Genomic DNA, 13,190 nt, shown 5'->3' on the forward strand with positions numbered 1-13,190 from the left:
ATTATGTCCGTACTCGATCTAAACGCCCTAAACGAACTGCCAAAAGTCGATCGCATTCTGGCGCTGGCAGAAACCAATGCGCAGCTTGAAAAGCTCGACGCCGAAGGCCGCGTGGCATGGGCCCTGGAAAACCTGCCGGGTGATTATGTGCTCTCGTCGAGTTTTGGTATTCAGGCAGCGGTGAGTTTGCATCTGGTGAACCAGATTCGTCCGGACATTCCGGTGATCCTGACCGATACCGGCTACCTGTTCCCGGAAACCTACCAGTTTATCGATGAGCTGACGGACAAGCTCGGGCTGAACCTGAAAGTCTACCGCGCGGAGCAAAGCGCGGCCTGGCAGGAGGCGCGGTATGGCAAACTGTGGGAACAGGGCGTTGAGGGCATTGAGAAATACAATGAGATCAACAAGGTCGAGCCGATGAACCGGGCGCTGAAAGAGCTTAACGCGCAGACCTGGTTTGCGGGGTTACGCCGCGAGCAGTCCGGAAGTCGCGCCACGCTCCCGGTGCTGGCGGTTCAGCGCGGGGTGTTTAAAGTGCTGCCGATCATCGACTGGGATAACCGTACGGTTTACCAGTACCTGCAAAAACACGGACTGAAATACCACCCGCTCTGGGACCAGGGTTATCTGTCAGTGGGCGATACCCATACCACGCGTAAATGGGAACCGGGCATGGCGGAAGAAGAGACGCGATTCTTTGGACTTAAGCGCGAGTGCGGATTGCACGAAGGGTAAATTCTGTTCCCTTTTCCCTCACCCTCTTACAAAGGGTGAGGGACATGTTCTGTTCTACGCTTTCCCAGCTTTTGCCAGCTCTTTCACCAGCGGCAGCATCACTTTAACCACATCCCGACTGCGATGTTCAATCCGCTGCGGCAGTGCGCTATCAATATGCTGCTGATTATCCAGCAGCACGTTATGCCAGCTCGTCCCGTCCGGGAAAGCCTTCGATTTCACCCGCTGCTGATAACCGTCTTTCTTACCCAGCATCCAGTTAGTGGCTTCCACGTACAGAACAGGAATGCCCGCTTTATCGAACACTTCACCATCATTACAGCAGCCGGTTCCGCGAGGATAATCGGGATTCCCGCCCGGGTTGCTGGTGGCATACACCCCATGGCTGCGGGCGATTGCCAGCGCGCGGTCGCGCGTCAGTTTACGCACGGTACCCGGCGTACTCTGTCCGCTGTTGAAATAGAGCTTATCGCCGACGATCAGATTATCGAGGTTAATCACCAGCAGCGTATTTTTCCTCTCCTCGGCACTCATGCGTTTCAGGAGATTCTCCGCGCCAAGTTTTCCCTCTTCTTCACCGCTGGTGGCAACGAAACGGATCCCGTATTGGGTTGGAATGTCTTTCATTCGCTCTGCCAGTTCGAGCATCACGCCCAGACCCGCCGCGTTATCGTCCAGCCCCTGTAACGTCAGCCCGCCGAGATTATTGTCGGTATCGGCGTCGTTCATTGGCGCGTAGGTGTCCAGGTGCGCCATGATAATGATCTGTTCCGCCGCGCTACCTTCATGCGCCGCAATGACCGTACTGCCGGTCACGTTGTGCCAGTTTTTTGTTTTATTGCGCGAGGTATAGACGTAGCGGCTGTGAAACGATCGAATATCGCTCTGGTAACCCATGTCAGCAAATTGCTGGCGAATATAATCGGCGGAAAGCATTTCCGCTGGCGTGCCGGTCATACGACCCGGAAAGACGGTCGCAATATGCCGCGCCTGCATATTCGCGATTTCACCATAGGGCTGATTTTTTGCCTGGGCCGGAAGGATAAAGCAAACGCCGAGCGCCAGGGCAGCGATACGGTGGCGCGTTGCGGAAAACATAGTGAGTCCTTAAAAACAGAGCAAAATTTTAACCCGCCTAGTATGAAACTGTGATCGACCATACACAATTTGAATTGCTCTTAAATGCCCGAAAATTCGCGTGTTAAGCACTTTTTGATCTTTGCTTTTCCACGGCGTTATTCCATTGAGTAACTACTCATTCCAATTCGTAATTTCATTCGATCTAAGCCGCCCCCTATAGTCCCACTATTCCTTGTTGTTAGTGAGTTGTAGCTTGTGGACTATCTGCCCCTTTTTGCCGCGATAAAAGACAGACCTGTGCTGGTAGTCGGCACCGGTGAGGTTGCCGATCGCAAAATCGCGTTTCTGCAGCGAGCGGGGGCGCAGGTACGGATAGTCGACGAGGCGGATTTCGACGAGTCGCAAATCGACACCGTGGTGCTGGTGATTGCGGCAACCGATAACCGTGAGCTCAACCGCCGTATTTCAGAGGCGGCTCAGGCCCGTCACCGTCTGGTGAACGTGGTGGACGATCGGCCGCTGTGTTCGTTTATCTTCCCGTCGATTGTTGACCGTTCGCCATTGCTGGTGGCCATCTCCTCCGGCGGGACCGCGCCGGTGCTGGCACGCGTGCTGCGGGAAAAAATCGAAGCACTTTTGCCTACCAGCCTTGGGCGGATGGCGGAGAAAGCGAGCTTCTGGCGTAACCATCTGAAAACGCGCCTGACCAGCGTGACGGAACGCCGTCGCTTTTGGGAACGCGTGTTCCGCGGTCGTTTTGCCAGCCTGATGCATGCCGGGAATGAAACGGCGGCGCAGCAGATCCTCGAAGATGAGCTGGATAACCCTGGCAGTAGCGGCGGCGAGATCATTCTGGTCGGTGCGGGGCCGGGTGATGCCGGGCTGCTGACCCTGCGCGGCCTGCAGGTGCTTCAGGATGCCGATGTGGTGTTCTATGACCATCTGGTCACCGACGGGGTGCGCGAATTGATTCGCCGTGACGCAGAACAAATCTGCGTTGGCAAAAGGGCGGGCGAGCACTCTGTACCGCAGCATGACACCAACCAGATGCTGGTGGCGGCGGCAAAAGCGGGCAAAACGGTGGTGCGGCTTAAAGGTGGCGACCCGTTTATCTTTGGTCGCGGCGGGGAAGAGCTGCAGGCGGCGGCTGAAGCGGGCGTGCCGTTCCAGGTCGTCCCGGGTATCACGGCGGCTTCCGCAGTGACGGCTTACGCCGGTATACCGCTTACTCATCGCGATTACGCCCAGAGCGTGACCTTTGTCACGGGCCATTACAAGGCGGATAGCACCCCGTTTGACTGGTCGCATCTTGCCCAGAGTCGTCAGACGCTGGCTATCTATATGGGCACGATGAAGGCGGCGGACATCAGTGAACAACTTATTCAACACGGTCGAGAGGCAACCACGCCGGTCGCCGTGATTTCTCGCGGCACACGCGTCGATCAGCATGTGGCTATCGGTACGCTACAGGATCTTGCCACCCTGGCGAAAGAGGCCCCTATGCCCGCGCTTATCGTGGTAGGGGAAGTGGTGCACCTGCACAGCACACTCGCCTGGTTTCAACATACAACAGACTCAGAGGGGTTTGGCTCCTCTGTGGTGAATCTGGCTTAAGGAACGGTTATGGACCAAAAACGACTTACTCACCTGCGGCAGCTCGAAGCGGAAAGTATCCATATTATCCGCGAAGTGGCAGCCGAATTCTCTAACCCGGTGATGATGTATTCCATCGGTAAAGATTCCAGCGTGATGCTACACCTGGCGCGTAAAGCGTTTTACCCGGGTACGCTGCCGTTCCCGCTGCTGCACGTTGATACCGGCTGGAAATTCCGTGAAATGTATGAATTCCGCGACCGTACGGCAAAAGCCTACGGCTGCGAACTGCTGGTGCATAAAAACCCAGAAGGGGTGGCGATGGGCATTAACCCGTTCGTGCACGGTAGCGCCAAACACACTGACATCATGAAAACCGAAGGGCTGAAGCAGGCGCTGAACAAATACGGTTTTGACGCGGCCTTCGGCGGCGCACGCCGTGACGAAGAAAAATCCCGTGCGAAAGAGCGTATCTACTCTTTCCGCGACCGCTTCCACCGCTGGGATCCAAAAAACCAGCGCCCGGAGCTGTGGCATAACTACAACGGCCAGATCAACAAGGGCGAAAGCATTCGCGTGTTCCCGCTCTCCAACTGGACCGAGCTGGATATCTGGCAGTACATCTATCTGGAAAATATCGAGATCGTGCCGCTGTACCTGGCCGCTGAACGTCCGGTGCTGGAGCGTGACGGCATGCTGATGATGATCGATGACGATCGCATCGACCTGCAGCCAGGCGAAGTGATCAAAAAACAGATGGTGCGTTTCCGTACCCTCGGCTGCTGGCCATTGACCGGTGCAGTGGAGTCCAGTGCGCAGACGCTGCCGGAGATCATTGAAGAGATGCTGGTGTCGACCACCAGTGAGCGACAGGGCCGCGTGATTGACCGCGACCAGGCAGGCTCCATGGAGCTGAAGAAACGTCAGGGTTATTTCTAAGGAGCCGCCATGAACACGACCATTGCTCAACAAATTGCCAATGAAGGCGGCGTAGAAGCTTATCTGCACGCGCAACAACACAAAAGCCTGCTGCGCTTTCTGACCTGCGGCAGCGTCGATGACGGGAAAAGCACGCTGATCGGCCGTCTGCTGCACGATACGCGTCAGATTTACGAAGATCAGCTCTCGTCCCTGCACAACGACAGTAAACGTCATGGTACCCAGGGCGAGAAACTCGACCTGGCGCTGCTGGTGGACGGCCTGCAGGCCGAGCGCGAGCAGGGCATCACCATTGATGTGGCGTATCGCTATTTCTCCACCGAGAAGCGCAAATTTATTATTGCCGACACCCCGGGGCACGAGCAGTACACCCGTAACATGGCGACCGGTGCGTCTACCTGTGAACTGGCGATCCTGCTGATTGACGCCCGTAAAGGGGTACTGGATCAGACTCGTCGCCACAGCTTTATCTCCACGTTGCTGGGGATCAAACACCTGGTGGTGGCGGTCAACAAAATGGATCTGGTGAACTTCAGCGAAGAGAAGTTTGATGAGATCCGCCAGAGTTACCTGACGTTTGCTGAACAGCTGCCGGGTAACCTGGATATTCGCTTTGTGCCGCTCTCTGCGCTGGAAGGCGACAACGTGGCTTCCCAGAGCGCGAACATGCCGTGGTATAGCGGCCCGACGCTGCTCGAAGTGCTGGAAACCGTGGAGATCCAGCGCGTGGTCGACACCCAGCCGATGCGCTTCCCGGTTCAGTACGTTAACCGTCCAAACCTCGATTTCCGCGGTTTCTCCGGCACTCTCGCGTCGGGCACCGTGGTGGTCGGTCAGCGCGTTAAAGTTCTGCCGTCTGGTGTGGAATCCACCATCAGCCGTATCGTCACCTTTGATGGCGATCTGCCGCAAGCCGGTGCGGGTGAAGCGGTCACGCTGGTATTGAAAGATGAAATTGATATCAGCCGCGGCGATCTGCTGGTGGACGCTCAGGAGACGCTGGCAGCGGTGCAGGGGGCTTCCGTTGATGTGGTGTGGATGGCCGAACAACCGCTGACCGCTGGTCAGAGCTACGACATTAAAATCGCGGGTAAGAAAACCCGTGCCCGCGTGGACGGTATCCAGTTCCAGGTGGACATCAATAACCTGACCCAGCGCGACGTCACCGAGCTGCCGCTGAACGGCATTGGTCTGGTCGACGTGACCTTTGACGAGCCGCTGGTGCTGGATCCCTACCAGCAGAACCCGGTAACGGGTGGGCTGATCTTTATCGATCGCCTCTCCAACGTGACCGTGGGTGCCGGTATGGTGCGTGAGCCAAATGAACAGGCTACGGTGGCCTCTGAGTTCAGCGCTTTTGAGCTGGAGCTGAATGCGCTGGTGCGTAAGCACTTCCCGCACTGGGGTGCGCGCGATCTGCTGGGAGGCAAGTAATGGCCGCCCATGATGAGAACGTCGTCTGGCATCCTCATCCGGTCACCGTCGCGCAGCGCGAGAAACTTCACGGTCATCGTGGCGTGGTACTGTGGTTTACCGGGCTATCCGGCTCTGGTAAATCCACGGTAGCGGGCGCGCTGGAAGAGGCGCTACACCAGCAGGGGGTCAGTACCTACCTGCTGGATGGCGACAATGTGCGCCACGGCCTGTGCAGCGATTTGGGCTTCAGCGACGACGATCGTAAAGAGAATATTCGCAGGGTGGGGGAAGTGGCCAGCCTGATGGCGGATGCCGGGTTAGTGGTACTGACCGCGTTTATCTCACCGCATCGTGCCGAACGCCAGATGGTGCGCGAGCGCGTCGGGCAGGATCGCTTTATCGAAGTGTTTGTTGATACGCCGCTGGAAATTTGCGAAGCGCGCGATCCCAAAGGGCTATATAAGAAAGCGCGTGCGGGAGAGCTGCGAAACTTCACCGGCATTGACTCGGTGTACGAAGCGCCTGAATCGCCTGAAATTCACCTGGAAGGTCAACAATTGGTAACAAATTTAGTAAGCCAATTATTAGACCTGCTCAGACGGGACGATATTATCAGATCCTGAGACGGTATCGTTCGGGAGCTGTCTTCCCGAACGATCAGTCACGGTCACAGGATCAGCTATGCGCAACAGTGAGAACTACATTATTACCACCGGGTCGGAGCCGTTAGCGACCGACGACGAGACGACCTGGTCCTTTCCTGGGGCCATAGTCGGCTTCGTCTCGTGGTTGCTGGCCCTGGGCATCCCTTTTCTTATCTATGGCGGTAATACGCTGTTCTTCTTTCTCTATACCTGGCCTTTCTTCCTAGCGCTGATGCCTGTGGCGGTTGTCGTCGGTATTGCGCTGCACTCGCTGCTTAATGGCAAACTCCTTTACAGTACCGTGGTCACGATTGTGACGGTGGTTCTGATGTTTGGTCTGTTATTTTTGTGGCTCATGGGCTAACTTCAGCCATAATTCAAACCGTAAACAACTGTGTGACGATATTGAGCAAGGCGATTCTGCGGAAAAAATGTGGTACATTTGCCCGCGATGTTGCGGCATCTCTGTTACCCCGGCAAAGAGATCTGGGGGCGTTTTGGGATGATGATGCCGTTTTTCAGGGGGCAGGATGGGTAAACTAACGCTGCTGTTGCTGGCTTTGCTGATCTGGCTGCAATATTCGCTGTGGTTCGGTAAAAACGGACTGCACGACTATAGCCGGGTAAGCGATGACGTCGCGGCTCAGCAGGCAACAAACGCCAAACTTAAGGCGCGAAACGATCAACTTTTTGCTGAAATTGATGACCTCAATGGCGGGCAAGAGGCGATTGAGGAACGCGCACGCAATGAACTCAGTATGACTAAGCCGGGCGAAACTTTTTATCGTCTGGTTCCGGATGCGTCTAAACGCAATCAGGGCTCAGCACAAAACAATCGATAATCAGGCCCAGGATTACGACATGGCAGTAACTTTTTCGGACGTATGCGCCGTGGTGCCGGCTGCGGGTTTTGGCCGGCGCATGCAGACAGAATGTCCCAAGCAATACCTCTCTATTGGCGATAAAACGATCCTCGAACACTCCGTGGCGGCGCTGCTGGCGCATCCGCGGGTGACGCGCGTGATTATCGCTATCAGCCCGGGTGATGCGCGTTTCGCGCAGTTACCGCTGGCAAATCATCCGCAGATTACCGTTGTTGACGGCGGCGCCGAGCGTGCCGATTCCGTGCTGGCGGGCATTCAGGCCGCCGGTGAGGCACCATGGGTTCTGGTCCATGACGCTGCCCGTCCGTGCCTGCATCAGGATGACCTTGCGCGCCTGCTGGCGCTTAGCGAAACCAGCCGGGTCGGCGGTATTCTTGCCGCCCCGGTACGCGACACCATGAAGCGCGCTGAGCCGGGCAAGCAGGCTATCGCGCACACCGTTGAGCGCATCGATTTATGGCACGCGCTGACCCCCCAATTTTTCCCCCGCGAATTACTCCACGACTGCTTAACGCGTGCGCTTAAAGAAGGTGCGACCATCACGGACGAAGCCTCGGCGCTGGAGTATTGCGGTTTCCATCCTGAGCTGGTTGAAGGACGCGCTGATAATATAAAAGTGACGCGTCCGGAAGATTTACAGCTCGCGGAATTTTATCTTACCCGTTCGACCCATCAGGAGAAGGCATAATGCGAATTGGACACGGTTTTGATGTACACGCCTTTGGCGGAGAAGGCCCAATTATCATTGGCGGCGTACGCATTCCTTATGAAAAAGGGCTGCTTGCGCATTCTGATGGCGACGTAGCATTACATGCCCTGACCGATGCATTGCTGGGTGCTGCGGCACTGGGCGATATCGGTAAGCTGTTCCCGGACACTGACCCGGCCTTCAAAGGTGCGGACAGCCGTGCGCTGCTGCGTGAAGCCTGGCGTCGTATTCAGGCGAAAGGCTACACCCTCGGCAACGTGGATGTGACGATCATCGCTCAGGCCCCCAAAATGCTGCCGCATATCCCGCAGATGCGCGTGTTCATTGCAGAAGATCTCGGTTGCCACATGGATGATGTTAACGTCAAAGCGACGACGACAGAGAAACTGGGCTTTACCGGTCGTGGTGAAGGGATTGCCTGTGAGGCCGTGGCGCTGCTGGTGAAGGCAAGCCAATGACGGACTTCGACAACCTGACCTGGCTGCACGGTAAACCGCAGGGGAACGGGCTGCTGAAAGCCAGCCCTGAAGATTTTGTTGTGGTGGAAGACCTGGGATTTGCGCCGGATGGCGAAGGCGAACATATCCTGGTACGCATTCTGAAAAATGGCTGCAATACCCGTTTTGTGGCCGATGCGCTGGCAAAATTCCTCAAAATTCATGCCCGCGAAGTGAGCTTTGCCGGGCAGAAAGATAAACACGCCGTCACCGAACAGTGGCTCTGCGCGCGCGTGCCGGGTAATACGATGCCTGATTTAAGCAAATTTGAGCTTGAGGGCTGTAAGGTACTGGAATACGCGCGCCATAAGCGCAAACTGCGTCTGGGCGCGTTGAAGGGCAATCATTTTACGCTGGTACTGCGTGAGATTTCGGACCGTGACGATGTGGAAAAACGCCTGAACGCTATCAACGCATGCGGCGTACCAAACTATTTTGGCGCACAGCGCTTTGGTATCGGCGGCAGCAACCTGCTCGGCGCACTGCGCTGGGCGCAAAGCGATGCCCCGGTCCGCGACAGGAATAAACGCAGTTTTTGGTTGTCGGCGGCCCGCAGTGCGTTGTTTAATCAGATTGTGAGCGAACGGCTGAAAAAACCGGACGCGAATCAAGTTGTTGTCGGCGATGCGCTACAATTAGCGGGACGCGGGAGTTGGTTTGTGGCAACGGCTGAAGAAATGGCCGATGTGCAGTCGCGCGTGGATACTCAAACGCTGATGATTACCGCAGCCTTGCCCGGCACGGGCGACTGGGGTACGCAGGGCGATGCGCTGGCTGCTGAGCAGTCTGCTGTCGCTGATATGCAGGCATTACAAACATTGCTGGTGCGGGAAAAAGTCGAGGCGGCACGCCGTGCGATGCTGCTCTATCCGCAACAGTTGAGCTGGAACTGGTGGGACGACGTAACCGTCGAGTTACGCTTCTGGCTGCCGGCAGGTAGCTTTGCCACCAGTGTTGTCAGGGAACTTATCAACACGTCGGGTGATTATGCGAATATTGCTGAGTAACGATGACGGGATCCATGCGCCGGGTATACAGACCCTGGCGAAACACCTTCGCGAATTTGCGGAAGTGCAGGTCGTGGCACCCGATCGTAACCGCAGTGGAGCGTCTAACTCTCTGACGCTGGAGTCGTCGCTTCGCACCTTTACCTTTGAAAATGGTGATATCGCCGTCCAGATGGGCACGCCGACCGACTGCGTTTTTCTGGGCGTGAACGCGCTGATGCGCCCGCGCCCGGACATCGTCGTCTCCGGTATTAACGCCGGGCCCAATCTTGGCGACGATGTGATTTACTCCGGAACCGTGGCCGCCGCCATGGAAGGGCGCCATCTGGGGTTCCCTGCGCTGGCCGTTTCGTTAAACGGCCACACGCACTACGACACGGCGGCAGCGGTGACCTGTTCTCTCCTGCGGGCGCTCAATCGCGAGCCGCTGCGTACCGGGCGCATCCTCAATATTAACGTGCCGGATCTGCCGTTGAATGAAATCAAAGGCATTCGCGTAACGCGTTGCGGAAGCCGACACCCGGCTGACCAGGTGATCCCGCAGCAGGATCCGCGTGGCAATACGCTTTACTGGATTGGTCCTCCTGGCGACAAGTGTGACGCCGGACCGGATACCGACTTTGCCGCTGTTGATGAAGGATATGTCTCGGTTACGCCGCTGCATGTAGATTTAACTGCGTATAGTGCGCATGATGTGGTGTCGGGTTGGCTGGATCGCGCAGGAGTGAACGCGCAATGGTAAGCAAACGTGTACAAACTCTTCTGGAACAGCTACGCGCTCAGGGGATCCGCGATGAGCATGTGCTCGACGCGCTCGCCCAGGTGCCGCGTGAGAAATTTGTAGACGAGGCGTTTGAACACAAAGCGTGGGAAAACGTGGCGCTGCCTATCGGGCAGGGCCAGACGATTTCACAGCCTTACATGGTGGCGCGTATGACGGAGCTGCTGGAGCTCACGCCCCATTCGCGCGTGCTGGAAATTGGCACCGGGTCGGGGTACCAAACCGCGATCCTGGCGCATCTGGTGCACCATGTTTGCTCCGTTGAGCGTATTAAAGGTTTGCAGTGGCAGGCGCGTCGTCGCCTGAAACAACTTGATTTACATAACGTTTCGACACGACACGGTGATGGATGGCAGGGTTGGCAGGCACGCGCCCCGTTTGACGCGATCATCGTGACGGCTGCTCCACCTGAAATTCCCGCTGCTCTGTTATCGCAGCTGGATGAAGGCGGCATTCTTGTTCTGCCTGTCGGGGACGAGCAACAGCTCCTGAAGCGCGTTCGTCGGCGTGGCGGCGAGTTTATTATCGATACCGTGGAAGCCGTGCGCTTTGTTCCTCTGGTAAAGGGGGAGTTGGCCTGAGACTCAGAATTATCCAGGGTTATTAAGGCAAATTCAGCGTATGGTGTGGCGCGAAAGATTCGTGTCATCACGGTAAATTTTAAGTCACTGGTAGTTAACACATTCCTGGGGGATAAATGAGCGCGGGAAGCCCTAAATTCACCATCAGCCGTGTTGCGGCATTATCACTGGTTTCGCTCTGGCTGGCAGGCTGTACAAGTTCTAATAATGCACCTGCGCCCGTCAGTTCCGTGGGAGGATCCAGCAGCTCGGGTAACACGTCCAGCGGAATGTTGATCACGCCTCCGCCTAAAATGGGCACTGCTGCGGCACAACAAAATCCGCCCATTCAGCCAATGCAGCCTCCTGTTACGCAGCCAACACAGGTTCAGCCAGTGGAACACCCTGTGCAGACTCAAAATGGCCGCATAGTGTATAACCGCCAGTATGGGAACATTCCGAAAGGTAGCTATACCGGTGGGAGCACCTATACCGTAAAACGCGGCGACACGCTGTTCTATATTGCGTGGATCACCGGGAACGATTTCCGTGACCTGGCGCAGCGTAATAACGTCCAGGCCCCGTATGGTCTGGAAGTCGGCCAGACGCTCCAGGTGGGCAATGCGACGGGTACGCCGCTCACGCCTGGCAACACCGTTTCAGCGGCCGATGTCACTGCGCAAAATAACAGCGTTAAGCCTGCACAAAAATCCACCACGGTGGTTGCTTCACAACCGGTAATTACGTATTCTGAGGATTCAGGTGATCAGACTGCTAACAAAATGTTGCCGAATAATAAAGGGACTGCGACTGTTGTCACAGCACCGACTACGGCACCTGTGGTTAGCTCTACTGAACCGACTGCCAGCAGTATGACCTCCAGTTCGCCAATTTCTGCATGGCGCTGGCCAACTGACGGCAAGGTTATCGAAAACTTCTCTTCCTCCGAGGGAGGAAATAAAGGGATCGATATCGCAGGGAATAAGGGACAGGCTATTATCGCGACCGCAGACGGTCGTGTTGTATATGCCGGTAACGCTCTGCGCGGTTACGGTAATCTTATTATCATCAAACATAACGATGATTACCTGAGTGCCTACGCCCATAACGACACAATGCTGGTCCGGGAACAACAAGAAGTTAAGGCGGGGCAAAAAATCGCTACCATGGGTAGCACCGGCACCAGTTCTACACGCTTGCATTTTGAAATTCGTTACAAGGGGAAATCCGTAAACCCGCTGCAGTATTTGCCGCAGCGATAAGTTGACGGGGCATGCCAGCCAGGGTGTCTCGTTCAGGGATCACGGGTAGGAGCCACCTTATGAGTCAGAATACGCTGAAAGTTCATGATTTAAATGAAGATGCGGAATTTGATGAGAACGGAGCAGAGGCTTTTGATGAAAAAGCCTTAGTAGAAGAGGAACCCAGTGATAACGATTTGGCTGAAGAAGAGCTGTTATCGCAGGGCGCCACACAGCGTGTACTGGACGCGACTCAGCTTTACCTTGGGGAGATTGGTTACTCCCCACTGTTAACGGCCGAAGAAGAAGTCTATTTCGCACGTCGTGCTTTGCGTGGTGATGTTGCCTCGCGCCGTCGCATGATTGAAAGTAACTTGCGTCTGGTCGTGAAAATTGCCCGTCGTTACGGCAATCGAGGTCTGGCTCTGCTGGATCTGATTGAAGAGGGCAACTTAGGTCTCATCCGCGCAGTTGAGAAGTTTGACCCGGAACGCGGGTTCCGTTTCTCAACCTACGCGACCTGGTGGATTCGTCAGACCATCGAACGGGCGATTATGAACCAAACCCGTACGATTCGCCTGCCGATTCACATCGTCAAAGAGTTGAACGTCTATCTGCGTACTGCGCGCGAGTTGTCCCATAAACTGGACCACGAGCCAAGCGCGGAAGAGATCGCCGAACAACTTGATAAACCGGTTGATGACGTAAGCCGTATGCTGCGTCTCAACGAGCGCATTACCTCCGTTGACACCCCGTTGGGTGGCGACTCCGAAAAAGCGCTGCTGGACATCCTGGCCGATGAAAAAGACAACGGTCCGGAAGACACCACGCAGGACGATGACATGAAACAGAGCATCGTCAAATGGCTGTTCGAACTGAACGCCAAACAGCGTGAAGTGCTGGCACGTCGTTTCGGTTTACTGGGGTATGAAGCTGCAACACTGGAAGACGTCGGCCGCGAAATTGGCCTGACCCGTGAACGTGTTCGTCAGATTCAGGTTGAAGGTCTGCGTCGCCTGCGTGAAATCCTGCAGGGACAAGGTCTGAATATCGAAGCGCTGTTCCGCGAATAAGCAATCTTTCATCAAAAAAGGCCCGTCG

The 13,190-nt window shown here is 55.9% G+C and carries 15 protein-coding genes; 14 read left to right on the top strand and 1 reads right to left on the bottom strand.

The window, feature by feature from the left end; translation table 11 throughout:
- The first annotated feature begins 3 nt into the window (after positions 1 to 3).
- Positions 4 to 738 carry a phosphoadenosine phosphosulfate reductase gene (gene cysH / locus AC2FAP_RS12770; RefSeq protein ID WP_014171401.1) on the top strand — a complete coding sequence of 245 codons (735 nt, stop codon included), beginning with the start codon at positions 4 to 6 and terminating at the stop codon, positions 736 to 738.
- A 54-nt stretch (positions 739 to 792) separates the two neighbouring features.
- Here cysH and AC2FAP_RS12775 read toward each other — a convergent pair whose 3' ends face one another.
- The gene (locus tag AC2FAP_RS12775; protein WP_333083894.1) at positions 793 to 1,836 is read right to left on the bottom strand and encodes an aminopeptidase; all 1,044 of its coding nucleotides are present in this window, start codon (positions 1,834 to 1,836) and stop codon (positions 793 to 795) included.
- A 246-nt stretch (positions 1,837 to 2,082) separates the two neighbouring features.
- Between AC2FAP_RS12775 and cysG the strand changes: the two genes are divergently transcribed.
- From cysG to rpoS, 13 genes are all read left to right on the top strand, one after another.
- Positions 2,083 to 3,432, top strand: coding sequence for a siroheme synthase CysG (gene cysG, locus AC2FAP_RS12780; protein WP_333083941.1), 1,350 nt, complete (start codon positions 2,083 to 2,085; stop codon positions 3,430 to 3,432).
- 9 nt (positions 3,433 to 3,441) lie between these two features.
- Positions 3,442 to 4,350 carry a sulfate adenylyltransferase subunit CysD gene (cysD, locus tag AC2FAP_RS12785; protein WP_006811770.1) on the top strand — a complete coding sequence of 303 codons (909 nt, stop codon included), beginning with the start codon at positions 3,442 to 3,444 and terminating at the stop codon, positions 4,348 to 4,350.
- Between the two features lie 9 nt (positions 4,351 to 4,359).
- The gene (cysN, locus tag AC2FAP_RS12790) at positions 4,360 to 5,784 is read left to right on the top strand and encodes a sulfate adenylyltransferase subunit CysN (protein ID WP_449541295.1); all 1,425 of its coding nucleotides are present in this window, start codon (positions 4,360 to 4,362) and stop codon (positions 5,782 to 5,784) included.
- A complete protein-coding gene (gene cysC, locus AC2FAP_RS12795) occupies positions 5,784 to 6,389 on the top strand; it encodes an adenylyl-sulfate kinase (protein WP_014171397.1) in 606 nt (201 codons plus the stop codon). Before cysN ends, cysC begins: the two co-directional genes overlap by 1 nt.
- 58 nt (positions 6,390 to 6,447) lie before the next feature.
- Positions 6,448 to 6,774, top strand: coding sequence for a DUF3561 family protein (locus AC2FAP_RS12800; RefSeq protein ID WP_014171396.1), 327 nt, complete (start codon positions 6,448 to 6,450; stop codon positions 6,772 to 6,774).
- 166 nt (positions 6,775 to 6,940) lie between these two features.
- Positions 6,941 to 7,252, top strand: a complete 312-nt coding sequence (ftsB, locus tag AC2FAP_RS12805; RefSeq protein WP_008499609.1) for a cell division protein FtsB — start codon at positions 6,941 to 6,943, stop codon at positions 7,250 to 7,252.
- A 19-nt stretch (positions 7,253 to 7,271) separates the two neighbouring features.
- The gene (gene ispD, locus AC2FAP_RS12810; RefSeq protein WP_181216140.1) at positions 7,272 to 7,982 is read left to right on the top strand and encodes a 2-C-methyl-D-erythritol 4-phosphate cytidylyltransferase; all 711 of its coding nucleotides are present in this window, start codon (positions 7,272 to 7,274) and stop codon (positions 7,980 to 7,982) included.
- Positions 7,982 to 8,461 carry a 2-C-methyl-D-erythritol 2,4-cyclodiphosphate synthase gene (ispF, locus tag AC2FAP_RS12815; RefSeq protein ID WP_014171394.1) on the top strand — a complete coding sequence of 160 codons (480 nt, stop codon included), beginning with the start codon at positions 7,982 to 7,984 and terminating at the stop codon, positions 8,459 to 8,461. Before ispD ends, ispF begins: the two co-directional genes overlap by 1 nt.
- Entirely contained in the window at positions 8,458 to 9,507 is a 1,050-nt protein-coding gene (truD, locus tag AC2FAP_RS12820; protein WP_014171393.1) for a tRNA pseudouridine(13) synthase TruD, read from the top strand. The genes ispF and truD overlap by 4 nt, the downstream gene beginning before the upstream one ends.
- On the top strand, positions 9,488 to 10,249 hold the full coding sequence (gene surE, locus AC2FAP_RS12825; RefSeq protein ID WP_025203364.1) for a 5'/3'-nucleotidase SurE: 762 nt from the start codon (positions 9,488 to 9,490) through the stop codon (positions 10,247 to 10,249). The genes truD and surE overlap by 20 nt, the downstream gene beginning before the upstream one ends.
- Positions 10,243 to 10,869, top strand: a complete 627-nt coding sequence (locus AC2FAP_RS12830) for a protein-L-isoaspartate(D-aspartate) O-methyltransferase (protein ID WP_020883820.1) — start codon at positions 10,243 to 10,245, stop codon at positions 10,867 to 10,869. The genes surE and AC2FAP_RS12830 overlap by 7 nt, the downstream gene beginning before the upstream one ends.
- Positions 10,870 to 10,985: 116 nt before the next feature.
- Entirely contained in the window at positions 10,986 to 12,110 is a 1,125-nt protein-coding gene (gene nlpD / locus AC2FAP_RS12835) for a murein hydrolase activator NlpD (RefSeq protein WP_020883821.1), read from the top strand.
- Between the two features lie 59 nt (positions 12,111 to 12,169).
- Complete coding sequence (rpoS, locus tag AC2FAP_RS12840) at positions 12,170 to 13,162, top strand: RNA polymerase sigma factor RpoS (RefSeq protein WP_013098493.1); 993 nt, start codon at positions 12,170 to 12,172, stop codon at positions 13,160 to 13,162.
- Positions 13,163 to 13,190: the final 28 nt, after the last annotated feature.

It is taken from the genome of Enterobacter cloacae complex sp. 394I7 (assembly GCF_057320345.1).

What these genes read in the sequence shown, in the direction of transcription:
- AC2FAP_RS12775 (WP_333083894.1), bottom strand. Translation starts at nt 1,836, where the DNA reads ATGTTTTCCGCAACGCGCCACCGTATCGCTGCCCTGGCGCTCGGCGTT.
- cysD (WP_006811770.1), top strand. Translation starts at nt 3,442, where the DNA reads ATGGACCAAAAACGACTTACTCACCTGCGGCAGCTCGAAGCGGAAAGT.
- cysH (WP_014171401.1), top strand. Translation starts at nt 4, where the DNA reads ATGTCCGTACTCGATCTAAACGCCCTAAACGAACTGCCAAAAGTCGAT.
- surE (WP_025203364.1), top strand. Translation starts at nt 9,488, where the DNA reads ATGCGAATATTGCTGAGTAACGATGACGGGATCCATGCGCCGGGTATA.
- ispD (WP_181216140.1), top strand. Translation starts at nt 7,272, where the DNA reads ATGGCAGTAACTTTTTCGGACGTATGCGCCGTGGTGCCGGCTGCGGGT.
- ftsB (WP_008499609.1), top strand. Translation starts at nt 6,941, where the DNA reads ATGGGTAAACTAACGCTGCTGTTGCTGGCTTTGCTGATCTGGCTGCAA.
- nlpD (WP_020883821.1), top strand. Translation starts at nt 10,986, where the DNA reads ATGAGCGCGGGAAGCCCTAAATTCACCATCAGCCGTGTTGCGGCATTA.
- rpoS (WP_013098493.1), top strand. Translation starts at nt 12,170, where the DNA reads ATGAGTCAGAATACGCTGAAAGTTCATGATTTAAATGAAGATGCGGAA.
- cysC (WP_014171397.1), top strand. Translation starts at nt 5,784, where the DNA reads ATGGCCGCCCATGATGAGAACGTCGTCTGGCATCCTCATCCGGTCACC.
- AC2FAP_RS12830 (WP_020883820.1), top strand. Translation starts at nt 10,243, where the DNA reads ATGGTAAGCAAACGTGTACAAACTCTTCTGGAACAGCTACGCGCTCAG.
- AC2FAP_RS12800 (WP_014171396.1), top strand. Translation starts at nt 6,448, where the DNA reads ATGCGCAACAGTGAGAACTACATTATTACCACCGGGTCGGAGCCGTTA.
- ispF (WP_014171394.1), top strand. Translation starts at nt 7,982, where the DNA reads ATGCGAATTGGACACGGTTTTGATGTACACGCCTTTGGCGGAGAAGGC.
- truD (WP_014171393.1), top strand. Translation starts at nt 8,458, where the DNA reads ATGACGGACTTCGACAACCTGACCTGGCTGCACGGTAAACCGCAGGGG.
- cysN (WP_449541295.1), top strand. Translation starts at nt 4,360, where the DNA reads ATGAACACGACCATTGCTCAACAAATTGCCAATGAAGGCGGCGTAGAA.